This is a genomic window from Sphingopyxis italica (assembly GCF_011926545.1).
Classification (GTDB): Bacteria; Pseudomonadota; Alphaproteobacteria; order Sphingomonadales; family Sphingomonadaceae; genus Sphingopyxis; species Sphingopyxis italica.
This window is the reverse complement of record NZ_JAATIT010000001.1, coordinates 1,180,441-1,193,096: the sequence shown is the minus strand read 5'-3', so window position 1 is coordinate 1,193,096 and position 12,656 is coordinate 1,180,441. Positions and strand designations below refer to the sequence as shown.

Here is a 12,656-nt window from a genome sequence, read left to right as displayed (position 1 = left end):
CCCCTTTGTCATTACAGAGCCGCCTCGCCGGTTTCGCCGGTGCGGATGCGCACGGCTTGCCCGACGTCGAGGACGAAAATCTTGCCGTCGCCGATCGACCCGGTGCCGGCGCTTTGTTGCAGCGTTTCAACGACTCGCGGCGCGAGCGCGTCGTCGCAGACGAGTTCGATCTTCACCTTCGGTACCATGTTGGTGGCATATTCGGCGCCGCGGTAGATTTCGGTCTGCCCCTTTTGCCGGCCGAAGCCCTTGACCTCGGTCACGGTCATGCCGGCGATGCCGAGACCGGTGAGCGCCTCGCGCACCTCGTCGAGCTTGAATGGTTTGATGATGGCCAGGATCAGCTTCATGACGCCCCCTTTTGCTAATGGCACCATGTTGCACTGCAACGGGCGTGCCAGATTGCGCAGCGACGGCGGAAGTTGATATTTTGTGACGGTTTTGGATAGGGAGATGCACCGGATCGTGCGTTCGGTGGGCAGGCGAGGCAAGGGGTTGCCTAAAATTTGGGCAGAGAGTGTTCCCCTCCCGCTTGCGGGAGGGGCTTAAGTGTCGGCGGCCGCTCTGAACCGCGCCCAGATGGGCAAGTGATCGGACGCGCGCGCGGCGAGTGCGCTCTGGTGGACGCCCGCTTCGATCGCTTCGAGGTCGGGGGTCGCGAAAATGCGGTCGAGCCTGGCGACCGGGCGGCGGCTGTGGAAGCTGTGGCCGGTATCGACGAGCCGGTGCGCTGCGCCGAAATCGGCGAGGCAGCCCCCGGTTGCGCGCCATTCGTTGCAGTCGCCCATCAGAATCGTCGGCAACGCCTCGCCCTCGGCGACATGGTTCAGGATCGCGCGCGCCTGCTGGCGGCGGCGGAGCCCCGAAATGTCGAGGTGCATGCCGACGACGCGCAGCCGCGTATCGCCGATTCGCACCGTCGCCGCGACCGCCCCGCGCGGTTCGAGCGTCGGCAGGTGGAGCGCATGGCTCTCCTCGACTTCCGCCCCCTTGCGCACGAGCAGCGCATTGCCGTGCCAGCCGATCGCGTAAGGGCGGCCGCTGAGCAGGTCGACGGGGACATAGTCGCTATGCTCCTCGAACATGTGCGGCGGGATCGCGCTGGCGCGCGTGCCGAAACGGCGGTCGGCTTCCTGCAGCGCGACGATGTCGGCGTCGAGCTCGCCGAGCACCGACAGCACCCGGCCGGGATCGCGGCGGCGGTCGAGCCCGATGCCCTTGCGCATATTGTAACTGGCGACCTTGATCATCTGCTTTGCAAGCGCTCAGGCCGCGTTTCCGTTCCCGCCGCCCTCGAACTCGGTCATCAGCGTGCGCGCTTCGTCCAGATCCTCGTCGAGCACCATGATGCGCACCGGGATCATCAGCCCGACGCTTTCGGCGATGTTCATGCCCGCGTCGAAGCAGACCGCGTGGACACCCGCGCTTTCGAGCCGGCCGCGCAGCAATTCGGCTTCGGCGCCATTGGGGAGACGGACGAGTTCGACGAGCGGCATCAGGCGGGCTCGCCCGAAATGAAGCGGTCGGTCGGGCGGGTCGGCAGGCCGTCGATGCTCCGGTCGCGTTCATTGAATTTCTCGACCCACAGATCCCGGTCGGCCTGGCGGTGGTATTTCTGCAGCGTGTCGCGCTCGTGCTGCAATTCCATCATCGGCACGCCCCACCCGCAGCTCGTCTGCACGCTTTCGACGTCGATCACGAAAATCTGGCGCGTCCCGGGAAGCAGCGTGAAATGCGCCGCCAGTGCGTCCCATTCGGCGTCCTGCGGTAACACCGGGCGGCCGCGGCCATAGATGCGCAGGATCAGCGCGCTGCGGTCGAAGGCGCAGAACATGATCGTGATCCGGCCGTCCGCGGCGAGGTGCGCGTGCGTCTCGTTCCCCGATCCGCCAAGGTCGAGATAGGCGACTTGGGCTTGCGACAGGACGCGGAAGCTGTCGGAATAGCCCTTGGGCGACAGATTGATGCGCGCGCCCTCGGCGGCGGTCGCGGTGAAGAAGACGGGCTGTTTCTCGATGAAGGCGATATGCTTGTCGGTCAGCGTATCGGTGAATTCGGCCATGGCTGCTCTCCGGTTCGCGACGTGCCTATCACCAATTCTTGCCCTCTTCTATCGCCGCTTCCTCGTCGGCGCGCGTCGCGCGGCCGAGGGCATCGTTGCGATGCGGGAAGCGGCCGAAGCGGTCGACGATGTCGAAATGCTTTTTCGCAAAATCCTGAAACATGGGGTCGTCGAACCCGCCGAAGAGGCGCAGCGATTCGCGCTGGTCGCCGATGTCCTCGCTGTGCTGGAAGGGCAGGCAGGCGAACTGGCGCCGCTCGTCGGGCCAGGCTTCGTGCCAGCCACGCTCGACGATGCCGTGCGCGATCGCGCGGGCGAGGCTGTCGGTCGCGAAGGCGTCGGCGTGGCCGCGATAGATGTTGCGCGGCACCTGATCGAACAGGATCGTCGCGGCGAGCGCGGTGTCGGGATCGGTCAGAAAGGCCTCGGCGGGCTGCGAGCGAAGGGCTTCGTGCCAGCCTTCGGCAAGCTCGCGGACCTCGGCGTCGAAATCGGGGCCGCCGCCGTACCAGTCGTCCATGCCATGTTCGTCGAACCAGAAGGCGAGCAGTTGCTGCGCCCAGTCGGCGGGGGGAGGGGCGTGTCCTTTTTCAGCCAAGGTTGTTTTCCCGTCATTGAGTCATCCCGGCGAAGGCCGGGATCTCAACGTAACGATCGGTCGCCACGGTGAGATCCCGGCCTTCGCCGGGATGACGATAATATGGTTTAGAGCTGGCCGCTCATTCGCCCTTCGCGCGCCGATAGGGGACGAATTCGCCGAGCGAGACGAAGCCGCTGTACATCCGGCTCGTCCGATCGTGCAGCTCGAGCGTGTCGATGCTGCACAGCTGGCTACCCGACGTCTTGAGGACGAGGATATCGTCATCGTCGAGCGATTCGGCACCGCCTTCGGGCCGGTTGACCCACAGGGTGCTGCCGACCTTGTAGACGATCGCGGTCTTGTCGATGATTTGCGAGCTGCGCGCGGTCGAGAGCGGGATACACTTCTGCGGCTCGCCGGCGACGCGGCCTTCGAGCAGCTTGGCAAGCTCGGCTTCGGGTTCGAGCTTTTCACGCGCAGTCGCGACGGGGGCGGCCGCTACGGCCGCGGCGGCAATGAGCGCCGGGATGAGGTGACGCATGGTTCGACTCCTGTCTTCATCATAGCCTACCCGGCGCCCTTCTACGCCGCGCGGCGTGAACAGGGGCTGACTCGCCGCCGTTTCAGCACGCCCCATCAGGCAGCGGGATGCCGAACGGACCCTTGCACTTCTTTTTCTTCGGCTTTTCGGCGGCCGCGTCGTCCCCGCCCGCCCGGCCCCCCATGCCGCCGAAATCGGCGCCGATCATCAGCATCGTGTGCGAGCGGAAGCGGACTTTCGCGGTCCAGTCGATGTTCCACGCCGCACCCCCGGCAGGCTTCGGCGGATAGGAGAAATTCGCCTCGGGCCCGAAGGCGTTCAGATTGCCGATCAGCATCTCGCCCGACGCTTTCTTGACCTCGGCCGGGATCTGGCAGCTCGTCTGCGCGGGCGGCATCACGATCTTTTTGGTGACGAGGTTCGCGACGACCGACGGCGGCAGCCAGTCCCACAGGCCGCCGCCGAATTCGCGCGCGTTGCTGCTCGTCCACCACACCATGTCGCCGCCCGCGTCGCCGCGGTCCATGCCGCCGAAAGCCCAGGCGACATAGCCCGTCGCGGGTTGCAGCTGGTTCCAGCGGATCATCACCGACCCGTCGCCCTGCGGCGCGGTCGAGGCGCCGAGCGCGGGCATATAATCCTGCGCCAGCGTGAAGCCGATCTCCGGCCCGGCATTGCTCGCAATGCGATGCGCGCCGAGCAGCGAGCTGTCCTTCGGCACCGCCTTCGACGACTTGCCGTTCGGCCAGCCGGCGTAGGAGGCGCTGTTCGACGCCATCACCTCGCGGATGCGCGGGACGGTCGAGGTGAAGAGGTTCGGCGGCACCTGTCCGGCGGCGACCTTCGCGAAATCGATCACCACGGGCTGTCCCGGCCCGGCCTTGGCGCCGCAGCCCCAGAACAGCAGCAAACGGCCCTTGGGCCGCTCGAAATTGCCGGGCATTTCGTTGCCATCCTCGCGCGGGCGGGGCGTGCCGGGTTCGGGCCCCCAGAGCGGCAGCGACGCGCCGAGCTTCGCCTGCGGCTGGAAATAATGGTCGCCGCGGACCGGCGGCTTCGTCGGCGGCTGGTTCGACCCCAGGCGCAGCTCGATCGTGCGCGCGACCTGATTGTCGGGGCCGCCGCCGAACATCATCCCCATCATCCCGCCGATCCCGGGCTTGCGCCCGCCCGCGGTCATGGCGGCGAAGCCCGACGCGGTCGCGACGTCCATTTCATAACGTTCCTTGGGGCCGGTGGTCTTTTGCGCCGAACCGGGAACGGCGGCGAGCATCGCGGCGACGGTGGCCACGGAAACGAAACGCAGAGTCGAACGCATATTACCCTCCCTGTTGCGGAGGCTGCCCCCGCGGATGATGCGACCGATTCTTGTTTCTGTTTGGCTATCCTATATGCGCGGGAGGGGCGAACGCCAAGTGAGCGGGATCACACTTCGTCGTCATTGCTTCGCTACGCTCGCAATGACGAATTTCCGGTAGGCTTACGCCGTCCCGCCGACGGTCAGCCCGTTCACGAGCAAGGTCGGCTGGCCGACGCCGGCGGGGACGCTCTGGCCGCCCTTGCCGCAGATGCCGATGCCTTCGTCGATCGCCATGTCGTTGCCGATGCCGGTGACTTTCGTCAGCACGCTCGGCCCGTCGCCGATCAGGGTCGCGCCCTTGATCGAGTCGCCAAGCTTGCCATTCTCGATCTTGTACGCCTCGGTGCAGCTGAAGACGAACTTGCCCGAGACGATGTCGACCTGCCCGCCGCCGAAGCTTTTGGCGAAAATGCCGTTCTTGACGCGACCGAGCAGCTCGGCGGGATCGTCGTTTCCGCCCTTCATGAAGGTGTTGGTCATCCGCGGCATCGGTGCGTGCGCGAAACTCTCGCGCCGTCCGTTGCCCGTGGGTTCGACCCCCATCAGGCGCGCGTTGAGGCGGTCCTGCATATAGCCCTTCAAAACACCGTCCTCGATTAGCACCGTCTCACCGGTCGGCGTGCCTTCGTCGTCGATGCTGAGCGAGCCGCGGCGGCCGCCGCCGACGGGACTGTCCATCGCGCCGTCATCGACGACCGTCACCCCCGGAGCCGCGACGCGCTCTCCAATTCTTCCCGAAAAGGCGCTGGTGCCCTTGCGGTTGAAATCGCCCTCGAGCCCGTGGCCGACCGCTTCGTGGAGCAGCACGCCGGGCCAGCCGGGCCCGAGCAGCACGGTGAACTCGCCCGCGGGCGCGTCGACCGCGCGCAGATTGACGAGCGCCTGGTTCAGCGCCTCGTCGATCGCGCGGTTCCACTGTGCGGGTTCGAACAGATGGTCGTACATGTAGCGGCCGCCGAGGCCGAAATAGCCCGATTCGCGGCGCCCATTCTCTTCGACGACGATCGAGACGTTGAGGCGGACGAGCGGGCGGATATCGGTCGCGAGGAAGCCGTCGGCGCGGACGATCTCGACCACCGACCAGCTACCCGCGAGCGCGACCGACACCTGCACGATGCGCGGATCGCGCGCGCGCGCGGCGGCGTCGATTTCCTGGCAGAGCGCGACCTTTTTCGCGAAGGGGATGAGGTCGAGCGGGTTCGCTTCGTCATAGAGGTGGCGGTTGGTGCGCGGCGGCGGGGCGGCGTGCGCCTGGCTTGCGGGGTCGAGCAGCGCCAGCGTCTCGGCGGCGCGGCGGATCGCGCCGGCGCTGATGTCGCTGGCGTGGGCAAAGCCCGTCATCTCGCCCGACACCGCGCGGAGGCCGAAACCGGCGTCGGTCGAATAATCGGCGGTCTTGAGCCGGCCGTCGTCGAAGCCGAAGCTCTCGGTCGCGCGATATTGCAGGTAGAGCTCGCCGTCGTCGGCCTTGGCGAGTGCCTCGCGCGCGAGCGCCTGCGCAAGATCGGGGTCGAGCGCGTCGGCGCGATAGAGGAAGCGGCGGGGATCGGTGGGGCTTGTCATAGGATGGATATAAGCGCTGCGCTCGCCGACCGCAAAGGTTCGTCAGAGATAATTGACCGTCAGCGTAAACGTCCCGCTGTAATCGCCCGCGGGCTGGTTCGCGGGGACGGTGAGCGTGCCGCCGATATAATAGGTCTGCACCCCGCTCGGCAGCAATGTCGCGCCGAGCAAGGCGATGCCGCCGCCGCTGGTGGTCGCGGCGCGGACGAGGCTGGCGGTCATCGGCGCCGCGCCGCCGCCCGCGCGCGTTAGCGTGACCGAAGTGCTGCCCGACACGGTGATCAGGAAAATGCCGCCGGTGCCCTGGAACACCGCCCGCCGGCCGTCGCTGCCGACGAGCGTCGCGCCGCCGGTTGCGCTGCGTCCGTTGGTCACGGGATTGATCGTGACGGTGCCGCCCCCCGGCCCGCCGAGCAGCGTGCCGAAGTCGAGATCGTCGGTCTTGATCAGCGTGTTCGGACGAACGACCGCCGCATTGGCGGTCGCGTTCATGTCGGCGGCATAAGCGGGCGCGCATAGCGCCGCGCTGGCCGTGGCAACGGCGATGGTCAGGGTGCGAGCAGCGCCCCGACACTGTCTGGTCCCTTGAATCCCCACAGATTCTGCTCCTGTCTGGCACAGACTATGCCAGCGGGACCTTCATCGCGGGTGCACGGGGCTGGTAAAAGCGGCGTTTACTTCCGCCGGCGCTTAACTGTCATCGACGATCCCGCCGACGCTTAACTTTTATCGGCGATCCCGCCGATCAGGACGAAGCGCCGGTCGCAATAGCCGCAGTCGGCGAAACCTTCGTCGGTGTCGATTTCCAGCCATACGCGCGGGTGGCCGAGCGCCGCATCGGCGAGGCCGTCGCCGGTGCCGTCGCAGGCGATGCGGGTCTTGGGCGTGCGAATGGTTTCGGGTGCGGGCTGGGTCATCGAGGGCGCCCATAGCAAGCGCGCGAAGGCTCGGCAATCGGGTCCGCGCATGATGGGCGGGTCGTGACGGCACCGGTGCAGGCGCCCGTCGGGGTGCCAGTGGTCCCCCGGTGCCGTCTTCCCCCCACAGGAAGGTCTAAGGGTCCTGACCCTAGAGATAGTTCAGCGTGATCGTGAAGCTGCCGCTGTAATCGCCCGGCGCCTGGTTGGCGCCGACCTCGAGCGTCGCCCCGACCGGGAAATTATAATTGCCGAGCGGCGAGGTGATCCGAAAGCGGGTGGGCGAGGTCGAGAGAATCGCGGTCGGCGTGCTGCCGATCTCGAAATTGCGGACGCGCATCCGCGTGCCCGGTCCGGTGATCCAGATGCTATTCGAACCGAGCGAGATGTTGACCTGGCGATTGCGGGTGCCGAGCCCGGCAAAGCGCGCGGGTTCGCCGCCCCCGCCCGCGAGGGTGACGCCGCCGGTGCGGCTGCGCGACCCGTCGGGTTCGATCGTCACGGTCCCCGCGGCGTTCGACGCGATGATGTCGCCGAAGTCGAGGTCGTTGACCTTGAAGAAGGAGAGCGGGCGAAGCACGATGGCTTCGGCCTCGCCTTGCGCGCTCACTTGCGCCAGCGCCGGCGAGGCGGCGGCGGGCGCGATCAAGAGCGCAGCGATGGCTAGCCCGCGCCGCAGCGGCAGCGGGCGAAAGATGTGACTGGTCCCCACCGGCATCGTCCTAGCGGCAAGATTCCAATTTAGCGTTAACGCGCCCATCAGCAGAAAATCTATCGGCGATGATGGCTTTCACGCGGGCGGGCGCGCGGCTATGGAGGCGGCCATGAGTGAAGCCGCCATCCGCATCGACGCCGTCTCCAAACTCTATGCCGGCGGCAAGCAGGCGCTCGACAATGTCAGTTTCGACGTGCCGCGCGGCCAGATCTTCGGTCTGCTCGGCCCGAACGGCGCGGGCAAGTCGACGCTGATCAATATCCTCGCGGGTCTCGTCAACAAGACGAGCGGGTCGGCGAGCATCTGGGGCTTCGATATCGACGCCGATCCGCGCAACGCCAAATATTCGATCGGCATCGTGCCGCAGGAAATCGTCTTCGATCCCTTTTTCACGCCCTATGAAACGCTCGAAAATCAGGCGGGGCTCTACGGCGTGCCCAAGGATCAGCGGATTTCGGACGAACTGCTCGGCGCCGTCCATCTGTCCGACAAACGCGACGCCTATGCGCGCACGCTGTCGGGCGGCATGAAGCGCCGCCTGCTCGTCGCGAAAGCCATGGTGCATTCGCCGCCGATCATCGTGCTCGACGAACCGACCGCGGGAGTCGACATCGAACTGCGCCAGCAGCTTTGGGACTATGTGCAGCGCCTCAACGACCGCGGCGTCACCGTGGTGCTGACGACGCATTATCTAGAGGAAGCCGAGGAGCTTTGCGACCGGATCGCGATCATCAACCATGGCAAGCTGATCGCGAACAAGCCGACGCGCGAGCTGGTCGATATGGCGCGCGAGAAGATCGTCGTCGTGACGCTCGACGCCGATGTGACGACGCTGCCGACGCATCCGGCGTTCGAAAAGATCGAGCGCGACGGGACACGCGGGCTCGCGATCAGTTACAACAAGGACCGCATGAACGCGGGCGAAGTGCTCGCGGCGGTCAATGCGATGGGGCACGGCATCGTCGACGTCTCGACGCGCGAGGCCGATCTGGAAGATGTGTTCCTCAACCTGACGCGCGCGGCGAATGGGTGAGGGCGAGCGCCCTTCTCCCCTCCCGCAGGCGGGAGGGGCCGGGGGTGGGCCTGTTCGTAAATTTCGGCCCCGCGAGACGCTAAAGGCGCAAAGGCTGCGCCGCGAGGCCACGATGCCTGAACGCAGGCTTTGGCAAGCGATTTCCAAACGCCAGGTCGAGGGCTGGAAATTCAGCCGTCAGATGCCGATCGGTCCTTATGTGGCCGATTTCCTGTGTCGCGAAGCAAAGCTTGTCGTTGAACTTGATGGCATCTCGCACGACATGCGGCAGGACGAAGATCGTCGCAGGGATGGCTATCTGCGCGCGCAAGGCTACCAGACGCTGCGCTTCGCCAATGCAGATGTCATGTCGAATCTGGAAGGTGTGTTGATGACGATACTTGCGGCGTTGAATTCATGCCCACCCCCGGCCCCTCCCGCCTGCGGGAGGGGAGAAGAGTGACCGACACCACCCAACACGACGTCATCATCGTCGGCTCGGGCGCCGCGGGGCTGACCGCCGCGATCGCGCTCGCCGATCATTGCCGCGTGCTCGTGCTCGCGAAGGGCGAGCTCACCGGCGGGTCGACCGCGTGGGCGCAGGGCGGGATCGCGGCGGTGCTCGACGCGGGCGACACGTTCGAAAATCATATCGAGGACACGATGATCGCGGGCGGCGGATTGAACCGCCGCGAGACGGTCGAGTTCGTCGTCGAAAACGCCCCGCACGCGATCGAGCGGCTTGTCGAAATGGGCGTGCCGTTCAACAAGCAAGCCGAAGCGCTGCATCTGACGCGCGAGGGCGGGCATTCGCACCGGCGGATCGTGCATGTCGACGACGCGACCGGCTGGGCGGTGCAGGCGGCGCTATTGAAGACCGCCGAGGCGCATCCGAACATCACGCTGCTGCCCGGGCAGGCGTGCATCGACCTGATCACGGGGCGGCACGAGGAACGCTATTCGGGATCGGGCCGCGTCTGGGGCGTTTATGCGCTCGACGAGAAGACGGGGAAGGTGCGCGCGCATGTCGGCCGCGCGACGATCCTTGCGAGCGGCGGGGCGGGGCGCGTCTACCAGTTTTCGACCGCTCCCAGAGGAGCAACGGGCGACGGCATCGCGATGGCGTGGCGCGCGGGCTGCCGCGTCTCGAATATGGAGATGATGCAGTTCCACCCGACCTGCCTCTACAATCTCGACGTCAAGAATTTCCTGATCACCGAGGCGGTGCGCGGCGAGGGCGGGATCCTCAAGCACCCCGTGACCGGCCACCGCTATATGCCCGATTATGACGCGCGCGCCGAACTCGCGCCGCGCGATATCGTCGCGCGCGCCAATGACGACCAGATCAAGCGGTCGGGGCTCGATTATGTCCACCTCGACATCAGCGACAAGGATCCCGATTTCGTCGCCGGGCACTTTCCGAATATCTATGAAAAGCTGCTGACGCTCGGGATCGACATGACGAAACAGCCGATCCCGGTGGTGCCCGCGCAGCATTATACGTGCGGCGGCGTGCTGATCGATCTCGACGGGCGCACCGACCTGCCGGGGCTCTATGCGGCGGGCGAATGCACCGAAAGCGGGCTGCACGGCGCCAATCGTCTCGCGTCGAACTCGCTGCTCGAATGTTTCGTGTTCGGCGAGGCGGCGGCGAAGGACATTATCGCGCGCTGGGACCAGCTCGAACCGCCGCCGGCGATCCGCCCGTGGGACGAAAGCCGCGTCACCGATTCGGACGAAGAAGTCGTGATCAAGCAGAACTGGACCGAGATCCGCCGCTTCATGTGGAATTATGTCGGCATCGTCCGCACGACCAAGCGGCTCGAGCGCGCGCAGCACCGGATCAAGATGCTGACGGGCGAGGTCGGCGACTATTACGGCCATTTCCGCGTCACGACCGACCTGATCGAGCTGCGCAACCTGCTGCAATGCGCCGAGCTGATCGTGAAGAGCGCGCTCCACCGCAAGGAAAGCCGCGGACTGCATTATACGCTCGATTACCCCGACATGCTGCCGCAGGCGGTCGACACGGTGCTGGTGCCGTGATCGCCGCTTGGCTGAGAGAGTTTCTCGTTGCCCCGCCTGCGACCGTTGGCCCCATAAGCAACGAGCGTTCATTGCAATTGGAACTCGCCCTCGGATTGAGAGAGTCTGGCTTTGACGTGGAGTTTGAAAAGTGTCTGCGGGTTCCAAGACTCGATGGCTCCACGCTCAAGCCGAAGGTGAATCTGGACTTGTTCGTCCGGATGGGCGGCAAACGATATGCAGTCGAACTCAAGGTCCCTGTAAACGGCCAGCATCCGGAAACGATGTACGCCTTTTGCGCTGACATCGAATTTGTCGAAGCCATCGTTCGGGCTGGTCACGCTGATTCCGGTGTCGCGTTGATGCTTACCGACGATGCGGTATTTTGGTGTGATTCGGGTCGAGGAAGTTGGCTGCACAACCATTTTCGAGTGGCGGGTTCGCCTGTGACGGGTAGCATCCGGAAACCGACAGGCGCCAAAGATTCCAATGTCATGCTGGCGGGAATTTATGATGTGGCGACCTGTTGGGGAGACCCCTGCAATGATCGACTGCTTCACGGTTCCCGTAGTCTGATCGTGGAAATTGCCTAGCTAGGCTTCAAACCCCTCGTTCAAGAACCGCTCGGCGAGCGCCGCGTGCAGCGCGGCGCCTCTTGCCATGACCTTTTCGTCGAGCACCATATGGTTCGAGTGGAGCCCGCAGCATTGGCGCCAGTCGCTGCCCGCCTCGCTCGCGCCGAGCCAGAACATGGCGCCGGGGACTTTTTCGAGGACGTAGGAGAAATCCTCGGCGCCCATCACCGGATTGTCCATCGTCAGCCACGCCTCCTCGCCGAAAATCTCCTCGACGACCGACTGGCCGAAACTCACCGCGCGGCTGTCGCAGATGGTGACGGGGAAGCCCTCCTCGATCGTCACTTCGGCGGTGCAGCCGTGCGCTTCGGCGATCGCGGGAGCGAGGCGCTTGAGTTCGCGCGCGATCATCGCGCGGCGTTCGGGTGAAAGCGTGCGGATCGTGCCGAGCATTTCGGCGGTCTCGGGGATGATGTTGTTCGTCGTTCCCGCGGCGATCTTCGCGATGGTGACGACGGCGGGATCGAAGACCGAGATGCGGCGCGTGACCATGGTCTGGATCGCGGTGACGATCGAACAGGCGACCGGGATCGGGTCGATACTGTCGTGCGGCATCGACGCATGGCCGCCCGCGCCCTTGACCATGATCGAGAGGACGTCGGACGAGGCGAGCAACGGCCCCGCGCGCCCGGCGAAGATACCGTGCGGCGCGTTGGGCATGACGTGGAGCGCGAAGGCCGCGTCGGGGAGCGGGTCGATCAGCCCGTCCTCCAGCATGAAGCGCGCGCCATGATGGCCCTCCTCGCCCGGCTGGAACATGAACATCACGGTGCCGGGGAGCCGGTCGCGCGCGGCGCAGAGCAGCTTCGCGGCGCCGACGAGCATCGCGACATGCGTGTCGTGCCCGCACGCGTGCATCGCGCCGGCGATCTCGGACGTGAAATCGAGCCCCGTGTCTTCGAGCAGCGGCAGCGCATCCATATCGCCGCGCAGCAGCACGGTGCGCCCGTTCGCGGGGCCGCGCAGGATCGCGATCAGCCCGGTCGTCGACGGCCCCTCGCGAAATTCGAGCGGCAGCCCGGCGAGCGCATCCTTGATCTTCGCGAGCGTCTTCGGGTTTTGCAGCCCGAGCTCGGGCTCGCGATGAATCGCGCGGCGAAGATCGATCATCGCGTCGAGCTCGCTGGTTGCCGCATCGGCCCAGCCACCCTGATCAGCCCCCACCGTCTCGAATATTTCCATCGGTTCGTCCCCTGATAATCTGCTACACACCACGTCGCACCGAGCATCGCCCATGCCATCCCCC

16 protein-coding genes are annotated in these 12,656 nt (G+C 65.9%); 4 read left to right on the top strand and 12 right to left on the bottom strand.

Going from position 1 to position 12,656, the window contains the following annotated elements:
- Nucleotides 1-11: 11 nt before the first annotated feature.
- The 11 genes from GGR90_RS05360 to GGR90_RS05310 form a co-directional block, all read right to left on the bottom strand.
- Nucleotides 12-350, bottom strand: a complete 339-nt coding sequence (locus GGR90_RS05360; protein ID WP_003043080.1) for a P-II family nitrogen regulator — start codon at nt 348-350, stop codon at nt 12-14.
- A gap of 195 nt (nt 351-545) precedes the next feature.
- Complete coding sequence (locus GGR90_RS05355; protein WP_167919976.1) at nt 546-1,250, bottom strand: endonuclease/exonuclease/phosphatase family protein; 705 nt, start codon at nt 1,248-1,250, stop codon at nt 546-548.
- Between the two features lie 15 nt (nt 1,251-1,265).
- Nucleotides 1,266-1,496 (bottom strand): putative signal transducing protein, encoded by a 231-nt coding sequence (locus GGR90_RS05350; protein WP_167919974.1) that lies wholly within the window; start codon nt 1,494-1,496, stop codon nt 1,266-1,268.
- Nucleotides 1,496-2,062 carry a pyridoxamine 5'-phosphate oxidase family protein gene (locus tag GGR90_RS05345; RefSeq protein WP_167919972.1) on the bottom strand — a complete coding sequence of 189 codons (567 nt, stop codon included), beginning with the start codon at nt 2,060-2,062 and terminating at the stop codon, nt 1,496-1,498. The genes GGR90_RS05350 and GGR90_RS05345 overlap by 1 nt, the downstream gene beginning before the upstream one ends.
- Before the next feature lie 28 nt (nt 2,063-2,090).
- Nucleotides 2,091-2,660 (bottom strand): DUF924 family protein, encoded by a 570-nt coding sequence (locus GGR90_RS05340; RefSeq protein WP_245198398.1) that lies wholly within the window; start codon nt 2,658-2,660, stop codon nt 2,091-2,093.
- 121 nt (nt 2,661-2,781) lie between these two features.
- Nucleotides 2,782-3,183 (bottom strand): hypothetical protein, encoded by a 402-nt coding sequence (locus tag GGR90_RS05335; protein WP_167919970.1) that lies wholly within the window; start codon nt 3,181-3,183, stop codon nt 2,782-2,784.
- Between the two features lie 82 nt (nt 3,184-3,265).
- On the bottom strand, nt 3,266-4,501 hold the full coding sequence (locus tag GGR90_RS05330) for a hypothetical protein (RefSeq protein WP_167919968.1): 1,236 nt from the start codon (nt 4,499-4,501) through the stop codon (nt 3,266-3,268).
- 162 nt (nt 4,502-4,663) lie between these two features.
- Complete coding sequence (gene tldD, locus GGR90_RS05325; RefSeq protein ID WP_167919966.1) at nt 4,664-6,106, bottom strand: metalloprotease TldD; 1,443 nt, start codon at nt 6,104-6,106, stop codon at nt 4,664-4,666.
- A 42-nt stretch (nt 6,107-6,148) separates the two neighbouring features.
- On the bottom strand, nt 6,149-6,598 hold the full coding sequence (locus GGR90_RS05320) for a DUF4402 domain-containing protein (protein ID WP_167919963.1): 450 nt from the start codon (nt 6,596-6,598) through the stop codon (nt 6,149-6,151).
- 227 nt (nt 6,599-6,825) lie between these two features.
- Entirely contained in the window at nt 6,826-7,023 is a 198-nt protein-coding gene (locus GGR90_RS05315) for a zinc-finger domain-containing protein (protein ID WP_167919961.1), read from the bottom strand.
- Nucleotides 7,024-7,174: 151 nt separating this feature from the next.
- Nucleotides 7,175-7,741: a DUF4402 domain-containing protein gene (locus GGR90_RS05310; protein ID WP_209023563.1), complete on the bottom strand. Its 567-nt coding sequence runs from the start codon at nt 7,739-7,741 to the stop codon at nt 7,175-7,177.
- Nucleotides 7,742-7,847: 106 nt separating this feature from the next.
- Here GGR90_RS05310 and GGR90_RS05305 point away from each other — a divergent pair, with 106 nt between their 5' ends.
- From GGR90_RS05305 to GGR90_RS05290, 4 genes are all read left to right on the top strand, one after another.
- The gene (locus GGR90_RS05305; RefSeq protein WP_167919957.1) at nt 7,848-8,771 is read left to right on the top strand and encodes an ABC transporter ATP-binding protein; all 924 of its coding nucleotides are present in this window, start codon (nt 7,848-7,850) and stop codon (nt 8,769-8,771) included.
- A 112-nt stretch (nt 8,772-8,883) separates the two neighbouring features.
- A complete protein-coding gene (locus GGR90_RS05300; protein WP_245198397.1) occupies nt 8,884-9,213 on the top strand; it encodes an endonuclease domain-containing protein in 330 nt (109 codons plus the stop codon).
- Nucleotides 9,210-10,796, top strand: coding sequence for an L-aspartate oxidase (nadB, locus tag GGR90_RS05295; protein ID WP_381448611.1), 1,587 nt, complete (start codon nt 9,210-9,212; stop codon nt 10,794-10,796). The genes GGR90_RS05300 and nadB overlap by 4 nt, the downstream gene beginning before the upstream one ends.
- Nucleotides 10,793-11,368, top strand: coding sequence for a hypothetical protein (locus GGR90_RS05290; protein ID WP_167919951.1), 576 nt, complete (start codon nt 10,793-10,795; stop codon nt 11,366-11,368). Before nadB ends, GGR90_RS05290 begins: the two co-directional genes overlap by 4 nt.
- On the opposite strand, the gene GGR90_RS05285 is transcribed toward GGR90_RS05290, so the two are convergent.
- The gene (locus tag GGR90_RS05285) at nt 11,369-12,520 is read right to left on the bottom strand and encodes a M20 metallopeptidase family protein (RefSeq protein WP_167920827.1); all 1,152 of its coding nucleotides are present in this window, start codon (nt 12,518-12,520) and stop codon (nt 11,369-11,371) included.
- Between the last annotated feature and the right edge of the window lie 136 nt (nt 12,521-12,656).

Bases quoted from the DNA above. Each gene is read 5' to 3' on its own strand.
- GGR90_RS05360 (WP_003043080.1), bottom strand. From the start codon at position 350: ATGAAGCTGATCCTGGCCATCATCAAACCATTCAAGCTCGACGAGGTG.
- GGR90_RS05355 (WP_167919976.1), bottom strand. From the start codon at position 1,250: ATGATCAAGGTCGCCAGTTACAATATGCGCAAGGGCATCGGGCTCGAC.
- GGR90_RS05350 (WP_167919974.1), bottom strand. From the start codon at position 1,496: ATGCCGCTCGTCGAACTCGTCCGTCTCCCCAATGGCGCCGAAGCCGAA.
- GGR90_RS05345 (WP_167919972.1), bottom strand. From the start codon at position 2,062: ATGGCCGAATTCACCGATACGCTGACCGACAAGCATATCGCCTTCATC.
- GGR90_RS05335 (WP_167919970.1), bottom strand. From the start codon at position 3,183: ATGCGTCACCTCATCCCGGCGCTCATTGCCGCCGCGGCCGTAGCGGCC.
- GGR90_RS05330 (WP_167919968.1), bottom strand. From the start codon at position 4,501: ATGCGTTCGACTCTGCGTTTCGTTTCCGTGGCCACCGTCGCCGCGATG.
- tldD (WP_167919966.1), bottom strand. From the start codon at position 6,106: ATGACAAGCCCCACCGATCCCCGCCGCTTCCTCTATCGCGCCGACGCG.
- GGR90_RS05320 (WP_167919963.1), bottom strand. From the start codon at position 6,598: ATGAACGCGACCGCCAATGCGGCGGTCGTTCGTCCGAACACGCTGATC.
- GGR90_RS05315 (WP_167919961.1), bottom strand. From the start codon at position 7,023: ATGACCCAGCCCGCACCCGAAACCATTCGCACGCCCAAGACCCGCATC.
- GGR90_RS05310 (WP_209023563.1), bottom strand. From the start codon at position 7,741: ATGCCGGTGGGGACCAGTCACATCTTTCGCCCGCTGCCGCTGCGGCGC.
- GGR90_RS05305 (WP_167919957.1), top strand. From the start codon at position 7,848: ATGAGTGAAGCCGCCATCCGCATCGACGCCGTCTCCAAACTCTATGCC.
- GGR90_RS05300 (WP_245198397.1), top strand. From the start codon at position 8,884: ATGCCTGAACGCAGGCTTTGGCAAGCGATTTCCAAACGCCAGGTCGAG.
- GGR90_RS05285 (WP_167920827.1), bottom strand. From the start codon at position 12,520: ATGATCGATCTTCGCCGCGCGATTCATCGCGAGCCCGAGCTCGGGCTG.